Annotated in this window: 20 protein-coding genes; 3 read left to right on the plus strand and 17 right to left on the minus strand. The window is 52.0% G+C overall.

Translation table 11 applies throughout. The features are described from left to right. Nucleotides 1-43: 43 nt before the first annotated feature. Together ABD843_RS12415 and ABD843_RS12420 are read right to left on the minus strand one after the other, a co-directional pair. Nucleotides 44-1,063: a DUF3078 domain-containing protein gene (locus ABD843_RS12415; protein WP_345083609.1), complete on the minus strand. Its 1,020-nt coding sequence runs from the start codon at nucleotides 1,061-1,063 to the stop codon at nucleotides 44-46. 47 nt (nucleotides 1,064-1,110) lie between these two features. Next, on the minus strand, nucleotides 1,111-2,175 hold the full coding sequence (locus tag ABD843_RS12420) for a gliding motility protein GldB-related protein (protein WP_345083611.1): 1,065 nt from the start codon (nucleotides 2,173-2,175) through the stop codon (nucleotides 1,111-1,113). A gap of 209 nt (nucleotides 2,176-2,384) precedes the next feature. Here ABD843_RS12420 and ABD843_RS12425 point away from each other — a divergent pair, with 209 nt between their 5' ends. Beyond that, complete coding sequence (locus tag ABD843_RS12425) at nucleotides 2,385-7,721, plus strand: FG-GAP-like repeat-containing protein (RefSeq protein WP_345083613.1); 5,337 nt, start codon at nucleotides 2,385-2,387, stop codon at nucleotides 7,719-7,721. Between the two features lie 37 nt (nucleotides 7,722-7,758). On the opposite strand, the gene rfaD is transcribed toward ABD843_RS12425, so the two are convergent. Together rfaD and ABD843_RS12435 are read right to left on the minus strand one after the other, a co-directional pair. Beyond that, nucleotides 7,759-8,739 (minus strand): ADP-glyceromanno-heptose 6-epimerase, encoded by a 981-nt coding sequence (rfaD, locus tag ABD843_RS12430; protein WP_345083615.1) that lies wholly within the window; start codon nucleotides 8,737-8,739, stop codon nucleotides 7,759-7,761. A 15-nt stretch (nucleotides 8,740-8,754) separates the two neighbouring features. Beyond that, nucleotides 8,755-9,078, minus strand: a complete 324-nt coding sequence (locus ABD843_RS12435) for a hypothetical protein (protein ID WP_345083617.1) — start codon at nucleotides 9,076-9,078, stop codon at nucleotides 8,755-8,757. Between the two features lie 115 nt (nucleotides 9,079-9,193). Between ABD843_RS12435 and mtgA the strand changes: the two genes are divergently transcribed. Then, the gene (gene mtgA, locus ABD843_RS12440) at nucleotides 9,194-9,907 is read left to right on the plus strand and encodes a monofunctional biosynthetic peptidoglycan transglycosylase (RefSeq protein ID WP_345083619.1); all 714 of its coding nucleotides are present in this window, start codon (nucleotides 9,194-9,196) and stop codon (nucleotides 9,905-9,907) included. A 10-nt stretch (nucleotides 9,908-9,917) separates the two neighbouring features. Here the strand turns inward: mtgA and ABD843_RS12445 are convergent, their stop codons facing one another. The 10 genes from ABD843_RS12445 to ABD843_RS12490 form a co-directional block, all read right to left on the minus strand. Then, nucleotides 9,918-11,951: a tetratricopeptide repeat protein gene (locus ABD843_RS12445; protein WP_345083621.1), complete on the minus strand. Its 2,034-nt coding sequence runs from the start codon at nucleotides 11,949-11,951 to the stop codon at nucleotides 9,918-9,920. Nucleotides 11,952-12,043: 92 nt separating this feature from the next. Beyond that, nucleotides 12,044-12,304 (minus strand): hypothetical protein, encoded by a 261-nt coding sequence (locus tag ABD843_RS12450; protein WP_345083623.1) that lies wholly within the window; start codon nucleotides 12,302-12,304, stop codon nucleotides 12,044-12,046. Between the two features lie 121 nt (nucleotides 12,305-12,425). Continuing rightward, complete coding sequence (locus ABD843_RS12455; protein WP_345083625.1) at nucleotides 12,426-13,073, minus strand: hypothetical protein; 648 nt, start codon at nucleotides 13,071-13,073, stop codon at nucleotides 12,426-12,428. A gap of 124 nt (nucleotides 13,074-13,197) precedes the next feature. Then, on the minus strand, nucleotides 13,198-14,166 hold the full coding sequence (locus ABD843_RS12460) for a MauE/DoxX family redox-associated membrane protein (protein WP_345083627.1): 969 nt from the start codon (nucleotides 14,164-14,166) through the stop codon (nucleotides 13,198-13,200). 80 nt (nucleotides 14,167-14,246) lie between these two features. Further along, entirely contained in the window at nucleotides 14,247-15,128 is an 882-nt protein-coding gene (locus ABD843_RS12465) for a beta/alpha barrel domain-containing protein (RefSeq protein WP_345083629.1), read from the minus strand. A gap of 63 nt (nucleotides 15,129-15,191) precedes the next feature. Then, nucleotides 15,192-15,587, minus strand: a complete 396-nt coding sequence (locus ABD843_RS12470; protein WP_345083631.1) for a response regulator — start codon at nucleotides 15,585-15,587, stop codon at nucleotides 15,192-15,194. Beyond that, a complete protein-coding gene (locus tag ABD843_RS12475) occupies nucleotides 15,574-16,680 on the minus strand; it encodes an ATP-binding protein (protein WP_345083633.1) in 1,107 nt (368 codons plus the stop codon). The genes ABD843_RS12470 and ABD843_RS12475 overlap by 14 nt, the downstream gene beginning before the upstream one ends. A gap of 7 nt (nucleotides 16,681-16,687) precedes the next feature. Beyond that, a complete protein-coding gene (locus ABD843_RS12480) occupies nucleotides 16,688-18,838 on the minus strand; it encodes a sensor histidine kinase (protein ID WP_345083635.1) in 2,151 nt (716 codons plus the stop codon). Next, nucleotides 18,838-19,536, minus strand: coding sequence for a hypothetical protein (locus ABD843_RS12485; protein WP_345083637.1), 699 nt, complete (start codon nucleotides 19,534-19,536; stop codon nucleotides 18,838-18,840). The genes ABD843_RS12480 and ABD843_RS12485 overlap by 1 nt, the downstream gene beginning before the upstream one ends. Nucleotides 19,537-19,538: 2 nt before the next feature. Beyond that, nucleotides 19,539-21,839: an Rv1355c family protein gene (locus ABD843_RS12490; RefSeq protein ID WP_345083639.1), complete on the minus strand. Its 2,301-nt coding sequence runs from the start codon at nucleotides 21,837-21,839 to the stop codon at nucleotides 19,539-19,541. Between the two features lie 81 nt (nucleotides 21,840-21,920). Here ABD843_RS12490 and ABD843_RS12495 point away from each other — a divergent pair, with 81 nt between their 5' ends. Further along, nucleotides 21,921-22,385, plus strand: a complete 465-nt coding sequence (locus ABD843_RS12495; RefSeq protein WP_345083641.1) for a response regulator — start codon at nucleotides 21,921-21,923, stop codon at nucleotides 22,383-22,385. A gap of 52 nt (nucleotides 22,386-22,437) precedes the next feature. Here ABD843_RS12495 and ABD843_RS12500 read toward each other — a convergent pair whose 3' ends face one another. The 3 genes from ABD843_RS12500 to metF all read right to left on the minus strand — a co-directional run bounded on the left by ABD843_RS12500 (nucleotide 22,438) and on the right by metF (nucleotide 24,783). After that, a complete protein-coding gene (locus ABD843_RS12500) occupies nucleotides 22,438-23,241 on the minus strand; it encodes a C40 family peptidase (RefSeq protein WP_345083643.1) in 804 nt (267 codons plus the stop codon). Nucleotides 23,242-23,409: 168 nt separating this feature from the next. Beyond that, nucleotides 23,410-23,817 (minus strand): EVE domain-containing protein, encoded by a 408-nt coding sequence (locus tag ABD843_RS12505; RefSeq protein WP_345083645.1) that lies wholly within the window; start codon nucleotides 23,815-23,817, stop codon nucleotides 23,410-23,412. A gap of 12 nt (nucleotides 23,818-23,829) precedes the next feature. Beyond that, on the minus strand, nucleotides 23,830-24,783 hold the full coding sequence (gene metF / locus ABD843_RS12510) for a methylenetetrahydrofolate reductase [NAD(P)H] (protein WP_345083647.1): 954 nt from the start codon (nucleotides 24,781-24,783) through the stop codon (nucleotides 23,830-23,832). Between the last annotated feature and the right edge of the window lie 74 nt (nucleotides 24,784-24,857).

A 24,857-nucleotide genomic window follows, 5' to 3' on the forward strand; every position in this document is an offset into this window, starting at 1 on the left:
ATGGCAATGATGGCAAAAGTACCCATTTTGAGGGTAACGTACTTTAGAATTTATACCCCAGGCCGAAGGTGGCTACCTGCTTTATCTGCATCCAGCCCAGGTCGGCACCGGGTTCGTTCTTGGGTACTTCGTTCCCCAGGTCGTCTATATAGGTCTTGCTGTATGGTATGTTGTTGTCATACATGAGGGTAAGGCCCAATGTGATGGTGAACACTTTGGACACCTTCCATGAGAAGAGGTTATCGAAAAGTACGTTTATGTTGCCGGGGTTATCCTTCTTTATCACTGCGCCCGTGCTGTCCTTTGTGTCTTTGGCCAGGTAGTTGGAGTAGAGGTCCAGGCGGGTCTTGTATATCATATTCTTATTGATGTTCACAGTATACCTGCCCGAGAAGTAGGCACCGAGCTGTTTAGCATACGTTTTGCCATATGGCACACCGAACATACCCTCGGGGTTGCTAAGGGTATAATATCTATCGGCAGTGATGACGCGTGCGGCGGCCGGGGAGAGGAATATGCTGATATCGCTGCCTTTGCGGTATTCGAGACCGAGTGCGAGTGTGAAAAAGGCCGGGGAGAAGAATGCCGAAGTGGACATACTATCCCACTTGGGCAGGGAATAGTCGTACCCTTTTGTGAACTGCGACTTGAAGTTGAACAGGCCGGTGAGGAATATATTATTGGTGGTGTCCAGCATCATACCGTATTTCGAGGTGAAGTCGATACGATCGTCGGTCTTGCGGGGAACGAAACCTGTAGAGTAGTTGTAGATAAGACCATAGGTCATATCCAGGTTGTTGCTCCATATATCGCGGTGGTTCAGGCGATCGAGCCTGCCGCTGAATATGCCGTTGACGAGCAGTGAGGCGAGTTCGCCACCGGCGGCCCAGTTGTGCAGGAAGCCCCCATTGATGCCTATGCTGGCCACACCGCTGTGTACCCATGCCACGGTATCCTTGTTCTCGGTCTGCAGCGACTTTTTCACATCATCCACCTTATTGATCTGGGCAAAGATGGGTGCCGAGGAGATGAGACAGAATAAAAAAAGTAATTGCTTCTTCATATGTGTGATGTTTTGTGTTTGTGTTGATTTTCAATTTATTATGGCGTTTATCTTGGCTTGTACTTTGCTTCGGCCAGGAAGGTCGCAGAGTTGAACTCCGTTTGTAACAACTGGGGCATGGTGAGCTCCTTGTGCTGATCCATGTAGGCGCATATCATCTTGTAACCCAGCCATGTACCGATGTTACCGGGAGTGAATTTCTCGGGGTTGCTCGGTGGCTCCATACCGCGGGCAAAGGGGCCATCGGTGATATAGGGTATAGTGTTCTGCACTTCCTTGCTATAGATCAACTGGTTCTTCACAAAGAAATTATAGATATATGCTTCATTCTGCTGGCACCATTCCATCTGTTTTTTCTGGAAGCCGAACAGTACAGAGTCGGGCAACTGGGGCAGTATCTTATGCAGGAAATACTGTTCCTTACCTTTTTGCAGCATCAGCTCCAGCAGGTTCTTCTCCTGCGTTTGCAGCGGTATGGCGGTGCGGTATATGACAGTGAAAACGGCCACGGGCAGGTAGGATGCACGACGCTGGGGATACATATAGTCGAACAGGCCAACGGAGAAGTAGTGGGGGTAATCATCGCCAAGGAACATATCGAGCCCCACGCACTGGGTAGCGCTGTCTGCCAGGAAGGAGGTCCATTTACTTAGACCCATGTTCAGGTACATGATGCGGGGCACCTTGTATTGTGGATAATAATATTTGAGCAGCTTGAAGCCCCCGGTAAGCTGTTCGTCCTGCTTTTTGGTGTCGGGGTACTGCTTTTTGATGTAGTCCTCCAGCTCGCGGTAGTCCTTGTGTACCAAGAAGGGTTTCAGGCCCTCGCGTATGCCCATCACGGTATCATTATAGTTGCCATGTATCTCATAGGCCATGAGGGTATCGAGGAAATAGTCGAGGAAATCGGGGTATTTGCTGCGCAACTGGTGCAGGCCGGCGGCGATATTGGAGGTATCGATGGCGTAGAGGTCCACATCGAACCGCTGGGTCTTGAGGTCTACTTTTATGGCAGAAGTATCGGGTACGTTCTCTGCAGGGCCGCAGCCGGTGAGCAGACCTATAATAGCAGCAAGAGTGCAGGCAAATGATATTTTTCTCAACCAGTTCATACTAAGCATACATCGGAGGCTGCAAAAGTAATAAAAGCCACAGGTAGCAGCGCATTTCCCGGGCACTCATTTATTATCTTATTCAAGTAAAAAATATCAGCAAATGGTAATTGTAAGTTCATTACGATAAAGTAAATTTGTCGATCAATTAATTTAGGGTAAATGTGCCGTGAAAGCGGCCATCAGATATTTATTTAAAGTTCGTGCAAATGAGAAGAACGCTACCTGTTATATTCCTTTCACTGATACTGGCCCCTGCACTATATGCGCAACAGCCCGTTATTACCTCTGTAGCACCTATGCAGGGGCACCCGGGCGATAATGTGCTGATAACGGGCAGCGGCTTCAATGCCACCACTACCAATAACATTGTTTATTTCGGGGCCACAAAAGCCACTGTGGTATCGGCTGGCAGTACCACGCTGTCTGCTACCGTACCGAATGGCGCCACCTACCGCCCGGTGAGCATCACCAATACGGCATCGGCACTAACAGGGGCATCGGCCATGCCGTTCTTGCCTACCTATGACAATAGTGCGTTCGATGCAACGGTGATCAACTTTGAGGTACATGCGGACATAACGAATGGAGCTACCACCGTACCCTACAGCATAGCCCTTGCCGACCTGGACAATGATGGCAAGACCGATATGATAGTGGCTAACTCGGGCACCAATAATATAACACTGTATCGCAATATCAGCACCTCGGGAACACTTACTGCAGGCTCTTTTGAGGCGGGGGTATCTTTTGCCACCTCGCAGCCACCGCATGATGTGACCACGGGCGATATAGACGGAGATGGCAAGCTGGACATAATAGTAGCCAATTCGGGCACCATCCTCAGCTATGTGACCATTTTCCGCAATACTACTACTTCGGGTGCATTCACAGCAGCATCGCTGGCCACAAGGGTAGATATGAGCGCGAACGCTAATGCAAGGGGTGTGGCCGTAGGCGACCTGGATATGGATGGCAGGCCGGAAGTGGCCGTGGCCTGCCTGGCGAACACGGTGAACCTGTTCCGCAACATAAGCACCGTGGGTAGCATAACGGCAGGCTCATTTGCCCCGAAAGAGAACATAACCCCCGGTGCGGCACCCAATAAGGTGGCCATAGCCGAGATAGATGGCGACGGCAAGCCCGAACTGATAATAGTGAACAGCGGATCGGACAATGTTTCGGTGTTCCACAACAATAGTACGCCGGGTACATTACTGCCTTCCTCCTTCGGTACTATTGTCAACTTCAGCACCAACAGCTCGCCCAGTGCTATAGTAGTGGCCGATGTAGATGGCGACGGTAAGCATGACATGTGCGTAGCGAACTTCAACAGCAATAACGTATCGGTATACAGGAACACGAGTGCGCCGGGCTCTATCACATCGGGCTCGTTCGCTGCCCGTGTGAACTATGCGACCGGTACAGCACCCGCAGAAATGGTAATGAGCGATATCAATGGTGATGGCAAGCCCGACCTGCTGGTATCGAATTATAATGCACTGAGCTTTTCTGTACTGCGCAACACCAGCACTACGGGAGTGATAGATGCAGCCACCTTTGCACCTAAAAGCGATGTGGCCACTGTAGATGGCACACGCGGACTGGCCGCCGCCGACCTAGATGGCGATACACACCCGGATGTAGTATGTACCGGCGAGCTGCCGGGGCTTGTGGCCCTGCACCGCAATGACCCCTTCGGGCATATAACGGGTACTACTACTGTATGCATAAGCGCTACCACTACACTGAACATAACCACTACCGGTGGCACATGGAGCAGTGCGGCCATAACGATAGCTACTGTGAATGCGGCCACGGGTGTGGTAACGGGCATATCGGCCGGTACGGCCACCATCATCTATACGGTAGCAGGTAACAGTACCTCGGCCATAGTGACGGTGAACGCTGCACCTACTGTGGCCTCTATAACAGGTACTGCCAGTGTATGCGCAGGCGGCACTACCGCCCTGGCCAATACTACACCGGGCGGCGTATGGTCGTCGACAAATGCTGCTGCAGGTACAGTAAGTGCATCGGGTGTGGTAATGGGTATAGCCGCAGGCACTACTACCATATCGTATACGGTATCTAGCGGCTGTGGTACTGTGGTAGCTACCACGGATGTGACGGTAAATGCCCTGCCTGTGGCAGGTGTCATAACCGCAGCGCCGCCATTCTGTGCAGGTACCAATGTAACGCTGACGCCAAGCGTAGCAGGTGGTACATGGAGCACCGCCGATGCTGCAGCTACAGTAGGCAGCAGTACCGGAGAGGTAACAGGGGTGAGCGGTGGTACGGCCACCATTTCCTACTCTGTGACCGATGGCTGCGGCACTGCTACGGCCACTACCGTAGTAACGGTGAATGCTACCCCCGATGCCATAACAGGCCCGCTGAACGTATGTATAGGCGCTACCACTACACTGAACAGCACTACCACAGGCGGCACCTGGGCCAGCGGCAACACTTCGCTGGCTACAGTAGGTGCAGCTACGGGTGTGGTATCGGGCGTGGGCGCAGGTGTGGTGTTGATATCTTACAGCAAGGCAGGCTGTACCACTACGGCGCTCATTACCGTGAATATAACGCCATATGCCGGCGTGCTGTCAGGGGCAACGACATTCTGCACAGGTAGCGATATCACACTCACATCTACCATGGCTGGCGGCTCCTGGTCGTCGGCAGATGTGAGCATAGCTACAGTGGGCACGAGTGGCATAGTGACCGGAGTGGACGATGGCACCGTGACCATATCGTACACCATGAGCAACGGCTGCGCCACATCTGTGGCCACAACTATAGTGACCGTAGAGGTAACAGCCGATACCGGCCTTATAACAGGCCCACCGTCGGTATGTGCCGGAGGCAGCACCATCACGCTTTCCAATGTAGTGACGACAGGTACATGGTCTTCTTCCAATCCGCTGGCAGGTACCATATCTACCGCGGGTGTGGTGACAGGTATAGATGCAGGTACTACCATCATATCTTATACTGTGAGCAATAGCTGTGGAGCCATATCGGCCTCGCAGATAGTGACGGTGAACCCGCTGCCGGCACCCATTGCCGGTACCTTTGCCATATGCAAGGACGCTACCACGGTACTGACCAGCAGTACGCCGGGAGGATCGTGGAGCGCATCTAACACCAATGTATCTGTAGATGCGCTGGGTGTGATGACAGGTGTGGCGGCCGGTACAGCAAGAGTGAGCTATACACTGGTGATAGGCTGTTTCCGTACGGCCCTGGTGACGGTGAATCCCCTGCCGGGTTATATAGCAGGTAGTCTTGCGGTATGTATGGGCAGCACCAGTACGCTTGCCAACCCTGTTACCGGCGGCACCTGGACCAGCGGCAATACCGCTGTGGCCACTATAGGATCTACGGGTATAGTTACCGCTGTATCGCCCGGGACCTCGGTAATAACATATACCAAGACATCGACAGGCTGCTATATAACAGGTATAGTAACGGTGAACCCACTGCCATCGGCCATATCGGGCGACCTGGTGCTGTGCACGGGTATGTCGGACACCTTTAGCTGCACGCCGGCCGGCGGCACCTGGAGCAGCAGCAACTATACCATAGCAACAGTGAACTCGGGAACAGGTGCGGTATATGCAGTTGCACCGGGTACGGTGCGAATATCGTATACGGCTCCTTCGGGCTGCAAAGCATATGTCACTGTTACTGTCAACCAGTCTCCTTCTGCCATAATGGGGCCCCTGGCCGTGTGCGAGGGCTCTACGGGAACACTTACCAATACACAGCCATATGGCGTATGGGTAAGCTCTAATACGGTAGTAGGCATCATATCGGCCTCGGGCGTAGTGGCAGGCATAGCACCGGGCACATCTATAGTTTCGTATATACTTCCGAGCGGATGCGCAAGGGGCGTGATAGTGACCATAAATCCCCTGCCTACGGCGGTGAGCGGTGCATCTGCCCTTTGTACCGGCCTTACCACTACACTTACAGGTACACCGGCCGGCGGTACCTGGGTCAGCAGCAATACCGCTATGGCCACAGTGACCAGCACTACCGGTGTGGTGACAGCGCTGAACAGCGGTACAGTGGCCATATCATATGTATTATCTACAGGCTGCAAGCGCCCTAAGACACTGACCCTGAATCCCACACCAAGCACTATAGCAGGTACATGCCATGCCTGTGTGGGCGCTACCACACTGCTGGGTAGCTCTCCGCTAACGGGTACATGGAGCAGCGGTAATACCGCCATAGCCACCATAGGCAGTGTAGCGGGCCTGGTGAGCGGTATAGCGGCAGGCACCTCTGTGATATCGTATGTGATGACGGCGACAGGCTGCTATACTACAGCTATTGTGACCATAGACCCACTGCCGGGCCTCATAGAGGGCCCTGCCGACCTGTGTGTAGGTTCCTCCGCATTATTTGCGGCCACACCTACGGGCGGCACCTGGTCATCATCAGCACCCGCTGTTGCCACTGCAGGTATACTTACGGGGAATATCACGGGTGTGTCGGCAGGTACTACTATCATTACTTACAGGAGCGCGGCCGGATGCGTGGGAACAGATGTGCTGTCGGTGAATGCGCTGGCTACGGCAGGCTCTATACTGGGTACACCTACGGTATGCCAGAGCAATACAGTGACGCTCACTGCCACGGTAGCGGGCGGATCGTGGAGTGTGGTAACAGGCAAGGTGTCCATTACACCGGCAGGTGTGTTGACGGGTGTAGCGGGCGGTGTGGATACCGTAAAATATACGGCTACCAATGGCTGTGGTACGGCTGTGGCACGGTATACCATTACCGTGAACCCGCTGCCTGCCATAGGCAGTATAAGTGGTATAGATAGTTTTTGCCTGGGAAGTACTGCAGTGCTAACGGCCAGCGTGGTAGGCGGTGTGTGGAGCAGCAGCAACGAGGCTGTAGTGACCGTAGCGGGCGGCATAACAACACCTGTAAGTGCAGGTACGGCCACCATATCGTACTCGCGTACCAATGCCTGCGGCACTGCCGTAGCTACCATGACGGTAGCCGTGATAACGCCTATAGTGGCGGGTACCATAAGCGGGCCCGATACAGTATGCTACGCCAATACGGTGACCCTGACCAGCACTGCCCCGGGTGGTATATGGAACAGCAGCAGCCCCTATGTGTCTGTAGAAAGTACTACAGGCAAGGTGACGGGCATTGCTCCCGGCAAGGCCATCATAAGGCATATAGTGAAGAACGACTGCAGTGCCGATACGGCCTTCTTCCCGATATATGTGAAGTACAGCATAGACTGCCCTACGGCGGTGACACCAACAGCAGCACCTGTAGCGGGTATAAGAGTATATCCTACACCTACGGACGGTATGGTGACCATAGAGACACCTGTGGCCGGTGTAGTGACCATTCATACCATAGACGGCAAGGAAGTAAGCAGGTATGTGGTGAACGCATCTGCTACCGAAATGAACCTGCCACGCGGCCTGGCACAGGGTATGTATATGTGCAGGTTCGTGGGCAATGATGGCAGCACCGCAGTACTGCGTATAGTGTATGAGCCGTAAGAGAGTAGGATAAAGGAATAAAGCGAACGGGCAGGTATCAGAGATACCTGCCCGTTGTCAAATATGTGGTAACGTATTCGCGTACTCCCTGCTCCAGCGTATGGAAAGGAGCATAGTAACCGGCCGCGCGGAGTTTGGTCATGTCGGCCTCGGTGAAATACTGGTATTTGTCGCGGATATCGATAGGAGTGTCTATGTACTCTATATTGGCAGGTAGCTGCAGCGTATCGAATATGGCCTTTACGAGGTCGTTGAAGGTGCGGGCCTTGCCGGTACCTGTATTGTACAGGCCATTGGCAGGGCGGTGTTGCATGAGCCATACGCATATCTGCACCACATCCTGCACATATATGAAGTCGCGGATCTGCTCGCCATCTTTATAAGCAGGGTGGTGCGAGCGGAACAGTTTTACCTTACCTGTGCTTTGAATGGTATTATAGGCATGGAATATGACCGATGCCATACGGCCCTTGTGATACTCGTTGGGGCCGAAAACATTGAAAAATTTGAGACCTGCCCAGAAGGGTGGCTGCTGCGGTTGCTGCAATGCCCATTTATCGAATTCGTTCTTGGACACCCCATAGGGATTGAGCGGCTGCAGCTTGTATATCACATCGTGGTCGTCCTTGTAGCCATGCTCGCCTGCGCCATATGTGGCGGCCGATGAAGCATATACCAGCGGTATGGCATTGGCAGCGCATACGGCCCACAACTTTTGCGAATATTCAAGGTTCAGCCTGCGGTGTACCTCGTAATCCATTTCGGTGGTATCGGTGCGGGCGCCCAGGTGGAAGACATACTGTACGCGTCCCGGGTTGGCTTGGAGCCAGGCAAAGAGATCGTCCCTGTGTACCTTTTCGAGGTAGCGCTTACCGGCTAGGTTGGGCGCTTTTTTCTCTACAGAAAAATCATCGGCAAGTATGAGGTTGTCGTAGCCTGCATGGTTGAGGTAGCCAACAAGATAGCTACCGATGAAACCGGCCGCGCCGGTTATCAGTATGGTATCGTTCGCCTGCATGTGCGGGAATGGCTATTAGTGTTGCTCGTGGTTGCCTGTCTCTGCACCTTCGCCAACGGGAGCTGTCATTTCCTCGTTGTGGTGTGCGCCCTCGGCCTCGTGGGTCTCGTTCTTGGGAGCGGCATCGTGATGCGCTGCAGGAGCAGCTTCGTGGCCACCGGCAGCGCCATGGTGTGTTTCGTGCGTGGCCTCGCCATGGCCCTCAGAAGCACTTTCGACCTGTACGAAATTGAGTGCAGCTATGAAAAGCCCTACAAGGATGATAACGAGCCAGAGACCATTACCAAAAGATATTATCGCTTTGTTCTCTGTGCTGTGACCGTGTGTATCGTGACCCATAAGTTGTGATCGTTTAAAAAGTGTGGCAAATATAATCTTTCGTCGGGGAATGTGCAAGCGGAAAAAGAGGTGTTTTTGACATAACAACCATTCATTCATACTTTTGCGGCCTCAAATGGCAAAAGGAAAAAGACGTATAGGCAGGTGGATACTGCGTGCATTGCTGGTGATGTTCGTGTCGTCTACGCTGTATGTAGTGGTATGCAGGTGGGTATGGCCACCGTTCACCATCACCCAGGTGGCTGCCCTCTTCGGGGGCTATGGCCTGAAGAGAGACTATGTGAGCTGGGAAAAGATACCCAATAGTGTGAAGCTGGCCGCCATTGCCAGCGAAGACCAGCTATTTGCAGAGCATGGCGGTTTCGACCGGAAGGCCCTGGAAAAAAGCGTGTTCGGGCCACAAAAGAAGAAAAAGAATAAAGTACGCGGCGGCGGGGCCAGTACCATAAGCCAGCAGACGGCCAAGAACGTGTTTCTGTGGCAGGGTAGCGGCTGGGGCAGGTATGTGCGCAAGGTGCCGGAATTCTACTTTACCCAACTGATAGAGTGGACATGGGGCAAAAAGCGCATAATGGAAGTGTACCTGAACGTGATAGAGATGGGCCCGGGCATCTTCGGGATAGAGGCGGCCGCGCAGCAATACTTTCATAAGCCGGCAAAGAGCCTGACGCAGGCCGAGGCCGCACAGATAATAGCCTGCCTGCCCAACCCCAAGAAATTCACTGTAAGGCCCATGAGCCGCAGAGTGGCATGGCGCTACCCCCGGATCGTGGAACAAATGAACCACCTGAACGGCGACGAGGATATAGACGACCTGCTAAGCCGATAGCCGTATGGCGCTACCGGGAGCTCTCTTCCAATGCCGGATCGATCAAAGCACCTAGTTTTTTGGCCTCAGCTATATCGGCATGGGCCTGTGCTTTATTGCCCTTTGCCAGGTGTGCCTGTGCGCGCTGTACCAGCGGATCGGGGTATTCGGGTTTCAGCATCACGGCATGGTCGTAGTCTTTTATGGCCAGGTCATACTTCTGCTGCTTCATGTATATGCGGCCCCTGTTCATGTAGGGTATATAGGCATCGGGGTTCTGCGAAATGGCTTTCTCGTAAGTAATTATGGCCGAATCGGACTTGCCCACTATCTCCAGGAAGTTGGCATAATTGCTATAACCTTCCGGGAAGAATTTCTTGAGCGCAAGCGCCTTGCGGAACACGGGCGCGGCAGAGTCGTATTTGCCCTGTATGCTGTACACCACACCCAGGCCCAGGTAGGCGCTTTCCAGTCCATCCTTTATGGCTAGTGCTCTCAGGTAGGCCGTTTTTGCCTCTTCTATGCGGCCCGTGCTGCGCATGTATTCGCCTATGCAAATGATGGGGCTGGTATAATCGGGCTTGCGCTCTACCGACTTTGAGAAATAGACCAATGCGGAATCGCCATATTTCTTGCGGTCTACCTGGTTCTGTGCCCCCTCGAAACGGGTATAATATTCCTGCCCCAGGTAGAAGTAGCCGATGGGTGACTCGGGGTCTTTCTCTATAGCATCGGTCCAGAGGCTTACAGAGTCGTACCAGTCCTTATTGCGCTCGCTGGTCATATAGGCATATGCACCGCTTGCACCCAGTACTACTACCAACAGCAGGGTACCAAGGGGCTTTTTCTGTTCTACCAGCCTGGCTATGAAATAGCCTATGAGCAGAAAGAGGCCCACATAGGGTATATATGTATACCTATCGGACATGACGGCGCCGCCTACAGGCAGGAATTGCAGCAGCAACAGCAGGTTGATGATGAAGAAGAGCACACCCAGCAGCAGCAGCCTGTTGTGCCTGCCGAACTTCCATATGGCAAAGAGCGCACCGCCTACCAGCAAGGGGTATACATAGAATACAGCAGGCAGCGCATCATTGACCTTTATGGGGTAGGGGTAGAAGTTGGTGAGCCCTACGGGTACTACCATTTTCCATACATAGGTGCAGAGCGCATAGCAGCCCAGGGCCAGCCGTTCGAGGACGGTAAAGTGGACATCGAGCGTGCCGAGCGCACCAACATCTTTCTGCGCGTAAATGGAAATGAGGCCGAACAGCATGGATAGGCCGAACAATGGCAGTTTTTCTATGATGAGCACAGCCTTCAGATCGCGGCGCTCGTAGAGGTCTATAAGCAGGAGCACTACAGGCAGGGTGACACCTACCGACTTGCACAGCAAGGAAAGCGCGAAAAGCAGTATGGTAGCTACGAACCACAGCGCCCGTTTACCTTCGCGGGCGCGTATATATAGTATATGGGTGGTGCATGCCAGCAGGTAGAACATACCATAGAGAATATCTTTCCGGCCTGCGATCCAGGTGACGGACTCTACACGCATGGGATGTACCGCGAAGAGCAGGGCTGCTATTGCTGCTGCCAATATGCTGCGCGTGAGCGTGCGAACGAAGATATAGGCCGTGGCCGTGGTGATGATATGGAATATGATACTATCGAGATGGTAGATGGCGGGTTCCAGCCCCTCTTTGCCATACTCCCACCAGTAGGTGACCATGGTGAGCGGGTGATAGTTGCCCATCACGCGGCTTTCGAGGAGGAACAACCTTTTGAGCCCCTCGATGGAGCTATCTTTGATAAGGGGATCGGTGAGGACGTAGCCGAGGTCGTCCCAGTTGGTGAACTGGTTGGCGAGCGCACTCTGGTATGTGAGCCATGTGATGACAGAGATACCGGCCAGTATGAGCAGGTGTACCAGCCCAAAGGGACTTTTTTTCTTTTCTGCAGTGGTCGGTTCGGGCCGTTGTGGCGATGGCCTGCCGGGCTGCTTTATATTATTGTCCGCAGCAGGGGCGGTGGTGTTCCGCGGGTTTGCCTGTCGTTTCTTTGCCATGAAGGAAAGGTATATCGCTTTCGTTACACGGCCAATACCGTGTGGGGTGTCGCATTAGGATCTGCTATGTTATACCGGCTGCGATATGAATATTATTTTACATCGCAATGTGCGTTGTAATAGCCGTATTTCTTTTTGAATTCCTGGTCTTTACCATTGCAGATGTTCTTGAGCACTGCATCGCTGTACGACGGACCGTATTTGAAGGTCTCATAACGCTCTACGCCGGGGCGGAAATAGTAGACACAGTAGCAGTCCCTGGCCTTTGAGTCTTTTTCCCAGCTCAGTTTTTTGCAACTGTTCCCCGCTACCATGATGGCAGGCAGCACTACAAAAAAGAGAAATTTCTTCATTTGATATCGCTTTGATATGTGTGCAAACGATATGACCCCAGACAGGCCGGAGCCATCGCGGATATAAAAATACAGTTATTTATGATCTCATCAAAAATAAGGTGCCATGACCGGCAATGGATCAATGCCCTTTGTGCCCTTTCTTCTTTTTACTGTGCGTATCCTTCTGTTTTTCTCCATCGGTCGCGGCCTCTTCGTTGGCGGTAGAATCGGCATTGTTCTTCACCTTGTTGAAGAAGTTGCGCACGGCAGGTACGTTCTTGTCGAGGTTGTAATGGTGAGCGCCCAGCAGCAGGAAGAAGAACAGAATGATGAGCAGCAGCGGATAGAGCACGAACTTTTTGATGCGCTTGATGATGAGGGCGCGCCTGTTGCGTATTATCTGGTCCTGGTCCAGGTAGCCACGGGTCTCTATGGTCTGTATGATCACCTTGTTCTTTGCACGGGTATCCTTTTGCCATTCTTCATACTTTGCCAGCGTGCCTTGCTTGCGCAGTTGCTTGCCTCTATCTGTGATGAAGAGCACACCGCCCTCGCGCTCGGCTATGAAGTCGTTACTTTTCAGGAAATCGAGTATGTTCTTTGATGCCTGTGTCTGGAGCGCGCGAATGTCGCGCTCATCGAGCGACAGCTCCTGCATGAGGGCATCTTTTTCTTCTGCCAGGAAGTTGCGCAGCGCTATCTGCAGGCTTTTGGCCTCATTGAGTGTACTATCGCGAAGAAATTTTTCGAGCAGCCTCTGCTCTATGTCGCTCAAGTTGTTGTTCATATGGTCAGAGTTCGATACCTCAAACCTACTTTTGTTTTATTCACTGAACAACACTTGAATTGTTATCGGAGTACTAATGATATAAATAATAAGAATAAGATAAGAAGCATATAAGAGGCAGAGGTCATTTTGCCTGCAGCCAGCTCAGCATATCAGAAGGATCTAGCTGGTAGTAGGCATACTTGCTTTTGTATTCGGCCACACCATTGTTCACCCAGTATATGGCGGGTACGGCCTCGCCCGCCAGTTGCAGGAACTCTGTAGAATGGGGGTAGAGCAGGTGGGGTACATTTTCGGCCTGGCTTTCATCGAAGAATGCTTTTTTGTGTACGTCGGCGCCATCGAGCACCATGTATATGGGTATCTGTGGGTACTGCCTGTGTATGATGTGCAGCAGGAAGGCCGCTTTTTTGCAGTGGGGACAGGTGAAGTGCATGAAGGCTATGATGTGCTTGCCCTTGCGAAGGTCCATAGGCGGGGCAGGGGAGTACTTGTAGAGCAGATCGAGGTCCAGCTTCTGGCCGTACTTTACGGGGGCGGTACCTACATAGATATTGTGCGTGACGAAGGGTGTGGAGAACGCCAGGAAGGCCAGTGCCATGCATACATATGCCTGGTGCCTGTAGGGCCTCACAGGGTATATGAACATGAGCGCCACCGTGGCCACTATCATGGCCACATTCTTCCATATGGCGGTGAGGGGTGTCATGGCCAGCTTGTCGCCAAAGCAGCCACAGTTGCCGGTATTGCCCTGCTTGGCTATTATCACCAGCAGGTATATGATGAAGACGGACAGCACGGCTATAACGGCCTTGTAGGTGAAGCTGCGCAGGTATACATGGCCCAGCAGCAGCAGGCCCAGCAGCAACTCCATGCCTATCATCATACGCGCTATGATGCCGGCCACGAGTATGTTGCTGATGCCGAGGTCTATGAATGTCCAGTGGAAATTATCGAAGGCGTTCTCGCTATATATCTTGGTATAGGCAGAGTAGAAGAATGTGGCCGAAAGGGCCAGCAATAGTATAGCGCCTATGACACGCCTTACATAGAACGATGCGCCCCTTGTGGCGGCCTGTATACCGTTATCCATAAATGCCTGATAAAGAGGAGCACAATAGTAGGGCAATAAATGCAAACATTACCCCAAAATTTGGCCGGTGTCCGTTGCCTTTAATGACGGAATACCCTGCCTGCCATTTCCCATGCGGCGCGGAATGCTTCCTTATCGAGCTGAAGGGGGAGCTGATGCTCGTCGCACCAGTCTACCAGGTGCTCGGTAGCCATATTGCCCACAAGGTCGTCCTTGGCCATGGGGCAGCCGCCTATGCCCCTGATGGCGCTGTCGTACCGGCGGCACCCTGCATTGTAGGCGGCGCCCACCTTCTCGCGCCAGGTATCTGCTGTAGAGTGGAAGTGTGCGCCTATGTTGGTGCCGGTGAATTCGGGCAACAGGCTGTTGAAGATATAACTGATATTATGGGGCGTGGCAACGCCTACTGTATCGGACATGGCTATGGTGCCTATGCCCATGCGCACCAGCTTGCCTACCTGCTGTATGGCCACCTCTGCATTGTACGGATCGCCATAGGGGTTGCCAAAGCCCATAGATATATATACCACCAGCTCTTTGCTGTGGCGTACACAGAGGTCCTGTATCTCCTGCACCTGTACCAGCGACTGCTCTATGGTCTTGTTGGTATTGCGCATCTGGAAGGTCTCGGATATGGAGAGCGGGAAGCCGAGGTAAGATATCTCGCTGTACTGTACGGCCTCTTCGGCGCCGCGGGTATTGGCTATGATGGCCAGCAGCTTGCTGCGGGTGGCGCTCAGGTCTAGCATGGACAGCACCTCTTTGGTATCGGCCAGTTGTGGTATGGCCTTGGCCGATACGAAGGAACCAAAATCGAGCACATCGAAACCAACCCGAAGGAGCAGGTTCAGGTATTCGGCCTTCTCTGCGGCCGGTATATGCCTGTCCCAGCCTTGCATGGCATCGCGGGGGCATTCGGTGAATATAATGGGGGAACTGCTGCTGGCTTGTAGTACGGACATAAAAATGCTTGTTAGCAAATGCTATACAAAGATACTACATAAATAAGATGGAGGCGGTATACGTCAGGAAAGCAGGGCCGACAAGTTGTTGCTGGTGAGCGGCTTATTGAGGAATTGCCTTACCGACTTGTAGTTGTGCACCTTTTGCAGGTCGTTCTCGTTTATAGATGAGGATATGACATAAATGGTATAGTTGGCCACTATATTGCCGGGCAGGTTCTCGAACGCTTCTACGAACTCGAAACCGTTCATGATGGGCATTTGTATATCTACCAGTATGATGGTATGCGAGAGATCGTCTGGCGGGGTAGCGGCAATGAACTCAAGGGCATCTTTGGCCTGCAGAAAAGACCGTATGGACTCGCATTTGCCTGTGTTCTTGATTATCTTCTCAGCGATGAAACAATCAAGCTTGCTATCATCAATGACAATAAAATTCAGTTTCTTATTTGGTACCATGAGTTCGACCGGGTATTGTTACGATAAACGTTGATCCCACATTGGGTTCAGATTCCACTTCTATCTTTCCATTCAGTTTATTCAGCGCGTCCTTCACGTTGTACAGGCCAAGACCTGAGCCCGTTTCTTCGGATGTGGCCCTGTAAAACAATGTAAAGATATTGTTTATGTGGTTTTCATGTATGCCTATTCCGTTATCTTTTACTTTTATCTGCACATTATTGGCCTTCACTTCTATGTGCACATCCACTAATTTCTCGCTGGCGGCCTTGCGCTGGTAGTTGAAGGCATTGGACAGGAGATTGTTCAGTATCATTTTGATGCTGATCTCGTCGGAATAGAACGGCTCGTTCTGTATGACGGTAGAGGTGAAGTTGATATTGTTGTTGCGGCTGGCTATGCGGAAGAGGGCGGCTATGTCTGAGAGCAGGGTATTGAAGTTGATCTCGGCGAACTGGAGCATACCACGCTTCAGCTTGTAGTATTCGTGTGTGTTCTTGATGTATTCATCCAGCTTGCGTACCGCTTCGGACATCATGTTGAGCAGTTCGCGCAGCTCATCGAGGTTGTTGATGCCGTTGGCAAGGTCTATGGCGCCTATGATGCTGAGCAGCGGGCCTCGCACATCGTGGGTGATGCTGTATGCGAATTTGCCCAGCTCGTCGTATGCCGACTGCAGCTCTTTGTTCTTCAGCACCAGCAGCGAGCTGGTAAGGTAGAATTTGTTGGCCTCTTCTATGGCCGAGCGCACATCATTATCGGTCCATGGTTTCTTGATATACCTGAAAATGTGGCCCCTGTTCACCGCATCTATCACAGACTCTATATCGGTATAGCCGGTTATCAGCATTCGTACAGGGTCGGGGTATTGGTCGCGCATCTCTTCAAAGAACTGTACTCCCGTTTTATCGGGCATACGCTGGTCGCAAAGTACTACTCTTATATCGGGATGGGCCTTGAGGTACTCGTATGCTTGTGGGGTATTCGCAGCGATATAAATAGTGTAATCGAACCTGAAAGTGGCTTTAAAGCCATTCAGGTTATTCTGTTCATCATCGATGTAGAGCACTTTTATTTTCTCTCCTGTGTTCAACGCTACGTTATTTTTGAATCAGTGGTAAAGTAATGATAAATTCTGTTCCCCTGCCAAGTTCGGAGTTAATATTTATTTGGCCGTGATGTTTGTTGATGGTATTATAGGCAATGGACATACCCAGACCGGTGCCCTCGCCCACATCTTTGGTAGTAAAGAAAGGTTCGAACAGGCGTTTTTTGGTGTTCTCGTCCATACCGGTACCATTGTCGCCGATGGTGATGTGCACGTTCGACTCATCGAACGTGGTGGTGATGGAAAGTACGCCGCCCTCGGCCTCTCCGTATTTCTTGCGAATGGCGTAAACGGCATTCGATATCATGTTCAGGAACACCTGGTTCAGCTTGCCGGGATAACACTCTATGAGCGGCAGGTTGGCATAGCTCTTCGCCACAGCTATGGTGTTATTGAGCATATTGTTGGTGATGATGAGGGTAGAGTTGAGGCCCTCATTTATGTCGGCCTTTTTCAGGTCGTCCTCATCGAGGCGAGAGAATATCCTGAGGCCTTTCACTATCTCGGCCGTGCGGCTGGCGCCTTCGCCTATACCATTCAGTAGCTGATCTATCTCTATCTGCAGGTATTCGTAATCTATATCGGTCTTATAATTCTCTATGGCCTTTGCTTTTTCCCCGGCAGACATATCGGATGTGGCTATCTGCTCCAGTTCTTTTACTGTGTCCAGCAGTATCAGTACATCCCTGTTGAGGGGTTTCACGTTAGAGGTGACGAAGTTGATGGGGTTATTGATCTCGTGCGCTATACCTGCCGTAAGCTGGCCGAGAGAGGCCATCTTTTCAGATTCCACCAGTTGTGTCTCGGCCTCTTTCAGGTCGGTAAGGGCCTTGTTCAGGTCGTCGTTCGATCTTTTCAGTTCATATGTGCGCTCTGTTACTTTTTGTTCCAGCACTACATTCTGTTCGCGTATTATCTTTTCGTTCTCTTCCAGTGCGGCGATGGCCTCGGCCTGGTGCTTTTCCTTTTCTTTCTTCAGAATGTTTATCCTATCGGCCAGGGCGAAGGACAGCAGTATCACCTCCATAGCCGAACCTACAGGCATGGTATATGCCGTGAATATGTTGTAAGGGAGGATGTTGAAATTCTTGAATACGAATATGAAAACACCTATCAGGAACGCTACCCATGCCACCAGGAAGAAGCCGGCCGGCCTGTACCCCTTGCGCCAGATGACGATGGCCACTACCAGCATGTAGATGGATACGAGCGAGGCCGTCATGTCTATGACATTGTAAGTAATGGTGTATTTGCCCGCAAGGGCGGCCACTATGGCTATGCCATAAAGGATATAAAGGATAAAGAAACCCCTGTCGGCGGCCCTGGGTATATGCTCGCGCGTGCGCAGGAAGTGCCGCAGGAACTCCATACCGGTGATGCCCGCCAGTGGGGGAGTGAGGTAGGTGCTGGCTATAGAGAACCATGGGCTTTTGGGCCATAACAACTGGAAGCCATAGCCCGAAAGGGTGATCTGCGCGAGTATAACGGCCAGCACATAGCCTATATAGAAGAGATAGCTGGCATCGCGGGTGGTGAGGTAAACGAAGAAGTTGTAAAGCAGCATGGCCAGCATAAGGCCCATGTACATGCCCCAGAATATGTCCTTGTACTTATCGGAGTCGGATATGGCGATATTGGTGCCGGTAGAAAGGGGTAGCAGCAGCGGAGAGGTGCTGGAGGCCTTGAGGTATACATACTTCTCGGTACCGGGAGTAACGGAGACGGGGAATATGAGGTCGGAGCTGATCTTTTCGCGGTAGCCGAATGGGAATGCAGCACCGGTAGAGTGGGCCTTGAGCCCTGAATCGCCTATGGGCTCGTAGAAAAAGACACTGTCCGTAGTAGGGGCAGAAAGCCTGAGCATGAGCTTGCCCGTGCTGGATTCGTTGCGCAGCCTGATCCTGAGCCAGTATGCCGATGAAGTAGTGGCAAAATTGGGGATACCCTTGGGCCAAACCTCGTAATGAGCGTTCACTACATCTTTGTAGGTGAGCGAATGCGTCTTGTCTTCTATGTATTCTACGCCGGTGGTGACCAGGTAGTTCTTGTCGGGGTCGCTGATGGTGATAGGTGGTACGTTCTGCGCGCCGGCAACTACAGACAATAGCGAACAGGCAACAAGAAGAAGATAGCGTATGAGCATTACTGAGCTTTTGTGGGTATCACTAAGTTATAATCTATTTCCACAAGCCCCTTGGGGCCTGTTTCCATATATTTCTGAACGGGGTTGTTGCGGAGATCCAGCATTCGTTCCCTGTTCACTTTTTCGGCGGTCTCCAGGTTCTTCGAGTTGAGGATACCCAGTACACGCGCAATAAAGTCTTCCTTGGGGTAAAAGAACTCACCATTGGAGCCTAGCGTATTATCTACCACAAAGCCCACGTTCTTGAACATATCCAATGTGTAGTCGCCGCATATACCTACCAGTGTGTTGCAGCCCATCTGGTTGGTCATGGATATACCTGCACGGGTAAGCAGTACACTTATTCCATAGCCGGCCACCGATTTGGCGTTCCACAGCGCCGACAGCTCGCCTACGCCATTGTCGTAGTATTGCTTCACCACATCGTATATGCGGCCGTCCATATGGCCTACTGCTTTCTCTACGGGCAGGGGGTGTATGCCATCGGCCATCTGCACGCGTATACCGCCTACCAGCTCTCCTTCCTCGTTCTGCGCCACTACACCATATATGCATGGCATTTCCAGCCATACCCTGTTGTTGGAAGTGATATTGGTGATACCATAATCCTCCAGCACTTTCGTATGACCCTTCAGATAACGCTCGGATAGCTCCAGGTCATCCACAGGTTTGAATGCAGTGAATTTTAATTTCAACATCTTCAGGCAATGGTGTACAGTTCATTTATGCTTTTCCGGAGCGATCGCGCCGTAGGCGGTTCGGCTTTGAAGAGGCGGAATAAGAATAAACCGTGCCTGTCATGCAATTCCGGAAACAAGGTACATAATTTCCCATACAATTCATATATCTCTGATACCATATTAGGGTCTTCGCCATCCATGCCCGCATATTTGGCCCTGGCATGCAGGAACAATGGGGCCGAAATGGGCTGTACCGACAGGTGATGGCGGGTGGCCTCCAGCCATACCTGCTCTACAGCGCGGCCACCATTCACAAGGTGGGCGGCACTATACTGCGGAACGGAGACAAGGCCTACTGCCGAAGAGCTGCGTATACTGAGGCGGATGAGCTTTTCGAAGACCTTGCCGGTGCGCCACTGGTTGAGCAGGGCTATAACGCCCGGGTCGGAACCGATGCGCATGCCCATTTCCTCGGCCACGGTGAGCTCCAGGGTCTTTATGTCCAGGCCCTCGGTTATCTTTTCGGTACCGCTATCGTTCCAGCGCAGCTCTTTGTGAAAGAACTCGTGGTGCGACTGCGGGTGCAGCGAGCGTACACGCTCTGCGGCAGATTCTATATCGGCAAAGGCATTGATAATGTCGGGGTCGGTAAGAAAGGTGAGTTTGGTGTCTGCCACACGTGCGCAGGCGGTAGCCAGATCGGTATAGATGCCGGCGGGCAGGGGGGCGTTATCGCCCCGCTTGCGGTTGGTGCAGCGTGTGCCTATATACATGGCGGGTGCGCCAAGGGGGCGTACCGCCTCGCTGGGCCGGAAGGCTATAGTGGCCACCAATGGCTGGTCCTCGCCGGCGGGGAAGAGGGTATAGTGGGCCTCGAAGCCCAGGCTGGCGGCCTTGATGATGATATTCTCCAGCGCGGCACCGAGCGATATACGCGCTATGAAGTCTATGGGATCCGTCCACGAGTAGGACTGTTGCTTGTCGTGGAAGAGGTAGAGAGCGCCATCTTTCGACAGCAGCTTCCATGGCTGGTTGTTTGCAGCAGATGGGGCCTCTATAGCGGCCTGTGCTACCTGCTGCAGATCTCCTGCGCTTATGGCCGATGATGGCGCGGCATGTGCACCTGCCAACTGCAGCATTTGCTGCTCTGTAAGCCGGGGATAGGGCATTTCGCGTACCTCGTAGGTGCCTTCCATCTTCTGGGGCTTGTCGCCTATCAGTTCTTCTATATCTACAAAATACCGGCCCGAGCTGCTGTATTTGTTCAGCATGATGCGGCGGCAGACATCGGCACAGAGGGCACCGCCAAGGGCCACGGCCGAGGCCAGTTGCGGCCATGTGGAAATGGTCTGCTTTATCTCTACCATAGATGCCCGCAGGCGTTTGGATATGGTATCCAGCCCCAGCATAGGCATGATGTAGGGTATCTTCTCATCGTTGGTGAGGGAGCCTATCTTGGTGTGGTCCAGGTGGTCTATGAAGCCGTGCAGTATGGCCCTGTCGGGCTCCAGGTCGAAGCGCTCTACATCTACAGTACCGCGGTCGCTGGCCTCCATGAGCACAGGTATGCGCAGGGCCTTGGCCTTGTGGCGCAGCAGTATCTTCATGTCCAGCCCGTCGCATTCGTCTATCACGAGGTCCAGCTTGCCGCCTTCGGTGAAGAAGGCATCCATATTGGTGGTAGTGAGGCCTTCTGAGAAGAGGGTGATCTTCAGGAATGGGTCTATCTCGGCTATGTCGCGCGCTACCTGTATGGTCTTTTTCAGGCCCATATTGTATACGCTGCTGCGCAGGCGGTTGAGGTTGGTGATCTCCAGGTCGTCGAAATCGGCTATGCGCAGCTCGCCAAAGGTACGCTCCATGGCCATGGTCACCGATACTGCCTGACCTACCGAGAGGCCTACCACACCTATGCGTTTGGTAGCCAGTATCTCTTCTTCCTCGTCGGTTATCTTGTACTTATTGCGGTTGGTACGCATGAAGACGAATTCCTTCTCATCGAGCAGGTGTACCAGCTTATCGTTCCATGGGTAGTATACCCATACGCCGTACTGGTCTATGGGGGTGCCGGCCAGGTGGGTGTGTATGCGCGGTTCTATCTCATTGTCTTTCAGGGTCTCTTTGGGTATGCTGGTCTTTACCAGTTCGCGAAGCTGGGCGTGGATGGTGTCATAGACCCGTATCCATGGGCGGGTGTTCAGTAGCTGTTCCAGTGCCTCTTCGTCCCCCTTCTCTATGAGGCGAAAGAACACGGGCCTGTACATATCTTGTTCTTCTTTTATTTCTTTTAATTTATTATTAATTATCTTTGTTAACACCATGGTAGATTTTAGTATTAAACGAATAAGTTTATTATTTTTACAACAACAGCCTACCCCTTAACGCAGGTCATCTCACAGCCAATGAATAAAGATAAAATTACCATATTGTACGTTGATGATGAAATGAACAACCTCATCTCGTTCAAAGCTGTTTTCCGCATTAAATATAACATACTTACGGCTATTAGCGGAGAGGAAGCGATAAAGATCTTAAAGAACAATATGGTAAATATCATTATCACTGACCAGCGTATGCCACAAATGACAGGTGTGGAATTCCTGGAGTCGATACTTGATGAATTTCCCGATCCCATACGCATACTGCTCACCGGCTATGCCGATATGAACGCCGTGATAGATGCCGTGAACAAGGGAAAGATATTTCACTACCTGACCAAGCCATGGAACGAGGAAGAACTGGATATGACCATAACACGCGCCTTTGACGTATACCGCCAGAAGATAGAAGAGCGCGAAATGACCAATAAACTGAGCCTTTCGAACGAGCAACTGGAATTCCTGCTGAGGCAGAAGCTACTATCCTAAATTTATTTCTCCGTAACCAAACTGGAATGCCGATACGGCAGGGGATATTCTTTTACAGACCCGATACACCACCACCGCGCGATATCTTGCCGATACCTGCATAATGCCTGCGCCAGTAATCTTCCTTGAGGCTGCTGATAACAACGCCCTGCGAGGTAGATGAATGAATGAAATGACCATTGGCCAGGTAAACGCCCACATGGGTGATGCGCTTGCCGCGCTGGCGGAAGAATACGAGGTCGCCTTCCTGGGCATCATCGGCCTTTTTCTCTCTTTTGCAGCTCTTGTACTGGTCTTGTGCGGTGCGGGTAAGCTCTATGCCATATACATCATCGTACAGCTTGCGGGAGAAGCCCGAGCAGTCTATACCGGCCTCTGACTGGCCGCCGAGGCGATAGCGGGTACCATACCACCTGGTGATGAAGTTGTATAACTGGCCGTTGTGCACATCTTTGCCCTGTATGCCTACGAGGTCGGTGTATTTAAGGCCGGCGGGCTCTATCTCTTCGGTGGCAGTAGCAGTGGGTGTAGTAGCGGGTTCAGATGTTTCTGTTTCCTCTTCTGTTTCCTGCTTTTTGCGCTTTATGAATATGAAATGGGTACGGCCCTGGTGTTGTTCGGGCCTTTGTTCTTCGGCGGTGAGCGCCCCGGCATGAGCGGGTTCGGATGATGTAGCAGATGCCACGGCCTCCTGCGCTGGCAGGGTGGCAACGGTGCGGGTATCTATAGCATTGGCAGCCTCACCGGTCTTTGTCTGACCGTGCAGGTAGATACCATTAATAAACTTTGGCTGCCTGGCATGTGCTAATGTAACCCTCTTACCTGCATCGCAGCTGGTAAGTAAAAATACTATCATTAACAGGCATGCTGAAGTAAAGGAGCGCTTTCTCATCGGCATGTTTGTTTGCGAGGTGCAAAAGTAAGGGAAACTGCCGGTCGCTCCAAGGCTATGTGGATAACTTCCCGGTCCTTAATGTTAAAATAACGTTGCTGCTCTTACTTTTAACGTGTAATGTGTTGAATGTCAAAGGCCACCCATAGATAGTACCTTTTTGTATTCGGCCTCGGTGACGGCGCTTACTGACAGTCTGCCCAGCCTCACGAGTTGCATATCGGCGAGGGAGGGTTCCTTTTTGATGTCGGCAAGGGTAACGGGGGTGGGAATGGCTTTGTAGGGTTTCAGCTCTACCACCACCCAGGCAGGGTCTTCGGTAGTGGGGTCCTGGTAGGCCTCTTTGACCACAGTGGCTATGCCTACTATGGCCAGGCCCTCGTTGCTATGGTAGAAAAGCACATGATCGCCCTTGGCCATGGCCTTCATATTGTTGCGGGCGGCATAGTTGCGTACACCATCCCAAAAGGTCTTCTTATCCTTTACGAACTGGTCCCAACTGTATTTGAACGGTTCGGACTTTACAAGCCAGTAGTTCATATGCTATAGGGTTTAGAACAGCTTCTTCAGTACGTTGTAGATGACCCTGGGTTTGCCCAGTGTATAGAAATGCAGCACTTTGGCGCCGTTCTTCAGCAGGTCGCGGCACTGCTCTGTGAGCCATTCCGTACCTATCTGCTCGCAGTCGGCATCGGTCTTGGCCTTCATCATGGCATTGTAGAGGTCTACGGGTATCTCTATATTGAACACACGGGGTATGGTAGTTAGCTGCTTCTTGTTGGTGATGGGTTTCAGGCCCGGTATTATAGGCACCTCTATACCGAACTCCCGGCACTTGTTCACATAGGCATAATAGTGCTCATTGTTGTAGAAAAGCTGGGTGGTCACATAGTCTGCACCGAGGTCTATCTTGCGTTTCAGGTAGTAGATGTCGGTATCGGTATTGGGCGACTCGAAGTGTTTTTCGGGATAGCCCGCTATGCCTATGCAGAAATCGGTCTTGGCGCCATCCATTATATCGTCCTCCATGTACAGGCCATTGTTGAGGCCCACTATCTGGCGCACCAGGTCTTCGGCATAGCTGTGACCGGCAGGGTGGGGGTTGAAGAATTTTTCGTTGGCAGCGGCATCGCCACGCAGCGCCAGTACGTTCTTTATACCCAGGAAGTCAAGGTCTATAAGCGCGTTCTCAGTCTCTTCTTTGCTGAAGCCGCCGCATATAAGGTGGGGGATGGCCTCGACCTTGTATTTGTTCATAAGGGCGGCGCAGATACCCACTGTGCCGGGGCGCTTGCGGATCTCCACCCGCTCGAAGCTGCCATCGCCGCGTTTTTTGAACGTCTGCTCGGCCCTGTGGTAGGTGACATTGATGAAAGAGGGCTTGAACTCCATGAGCGGATCGAGGTGATCGTAGATGGAATCGATGCTTTTGCCCTTAGTGGGGGGGAGTATCTCGTAGGATATGATGGTATCCTTGGCTTCGGCCAGCAGTTGTGTTACTTTCATAAATAGCGATGGCAAATGTATAATTAAAATGCATTTTCTCACAAATGCATTGGTATATAAAGGACGATATTCCT

It is taken from the genome of Nemorincola caseinilytica (assembly GCF_039540515.1).
In the GTDB taxonomy this organism is placed as follows: Bacteria; Bacteroidota; Bacteroidia; order Chitinophagales; family Chitinophagaceae; genus Nemorincola; species Nemorincola caseinilytica.

What these genes read in the sequence shown, in the direction of transcription:
- ABD843_RS12415 (WP_345083609.1), bottom strand. Translation starts at nt 1,063, where the DNA reads ATGAAGAAGCAATTACTTTTTTTATTCTGTCTCATCTCCTCGGCACCC.
- ABD843_RS12420 (WP_345083611.1), bottom strand. Translation starts at nt 2,175, where the DNA reads ATGAACTGGTTGAGAAAAATATCATTTGCCTGCACTCTTGCTGCTATT.
- ABD843_RS12425 (WP_345083613.1), top strand. Translation starts at nt 2,385, where the DNA reads ATGAGAAGAACGCTACCTGTTATATTCCTTTCACTGATACTGGCCCCT.
- rfaD (WP_345083615.1), bottom strand. Translation starts at nt 8,739, where the DNA reads ATGCAGGCGAACGATACCATACTGATAACCGGCGCGGCCGGTTTCATC.
- ABD843_RS12435 (WP_345083617.1), bottom strand. Translation starts at nt 9,078, where the DNA reads ATGGGTCACGATACACACGGTCACAGCACAGAGAACAAAGCGATAATA.
- mtgA (WP_345083619.1), top strand. Translation starts at nt 9,194, where the DNA reads ATGGCAAAAGGAAAAAGACGTATAGGCAGGTGGATACTGCGTGCATTG.
- ABD843_RS12445 (WP_345083621.1), bottom strand. Translation starts at nt 11,951, where the DNA reads ATGGCAAAGAAACGACAGGCAAACCCGCGGAACACCACCGCCCCTGCT.
- ABD843_RS12450 (WP_345083623.1), bottom strand. Translation starts at nt 12,304, where the DNA reads ATGAAGAAATTTCTCTTTTTTGTAGTGCTGCCTGCCATCATGGTAGCG.
- ABD843_RS12455 (WP_345083625.1), bottom strand. Translation starts at nt 13,073, where the DNA reads ATGAACAACAACTTGAGCGACATAGAGCAGAGGCTGCTCGAAAAATTT.
- ABD843_RS12460 (WP_345083627.1), bottom strand. Translation starts at nt 14,166, where the DNA reads ATGGATAACGGTATACAGGCCGCCACAAGGGGCGCATCGTTCTATGTA.
- ABD843_RS12465 (WP_345083629.1), bottom strand. Translation starts at nt 15,128, where the DNA reads ATGTCCGTACTACAAGCCAGCAGCAGTTCCCCCATTATATTCACCGAA.
- ABD843_RS12470 (WP_345083631.1), bottom strand. Translation starts at nt 15,587, where the DNA reads ATGGTACCAAATAAGAAACTGAATTTTATTGTCATTGATGATAGCAAG.
- ABD843_RS12480 (WP_345083635.1), bottom strand. Translation starts at nt 18,838, where the DNA reads ATGCTCATACGCTATCTTCTTCTTGTTGCCTGTTCGCTATTGTCTGTA.
- ABD843_RS12485 (WP_345083637.1), bottom strand. Translation starts at nt 19,536, where the DNA reads ATGTTGAAATTAAAATTCACTGCATTCAAACCTGTGGATGACCTGGAG.
- ABD843_RS12490 (WP_345083639.1), bottom strand. Translation starts at nt 21,839, where the DNA reads ATGGTGTTAACAAAGATAATTAATAATAAATTAAAAGAAATAAAAGAA.
- ABD843_RS12495 (WP_345083641.1), top strand. Translation starts at nt 21,921, where the DNA reads ATGAATAAAGATAAAATTACCATATTGTACGTTGATGATGAAATGAAC.
- ABD843_RS12500 (WP_345083643.1), bottom strand. Translation starts at nt 23,241, where the DNA reads ATGATAGTATTTTTACTTACCAGCTGCGATGCAGGTAAGAGGGTTACA.
- ABD843_RS12505 (WP_345083645.1), bottom strand. Translation starts at nt 23,817, where the DNA reads ATGAACTACTGGCTTGTAAAGTCCGAACCGTTCAAATACAGTTGGGAC.
- metF (WP_345083647.1), bottom strand. Translation starts at nt 24,783, where the DNA reads ATGAAAGTAACACAACTGCTGGCCGAAGCCAAGGATACCATCATATCC.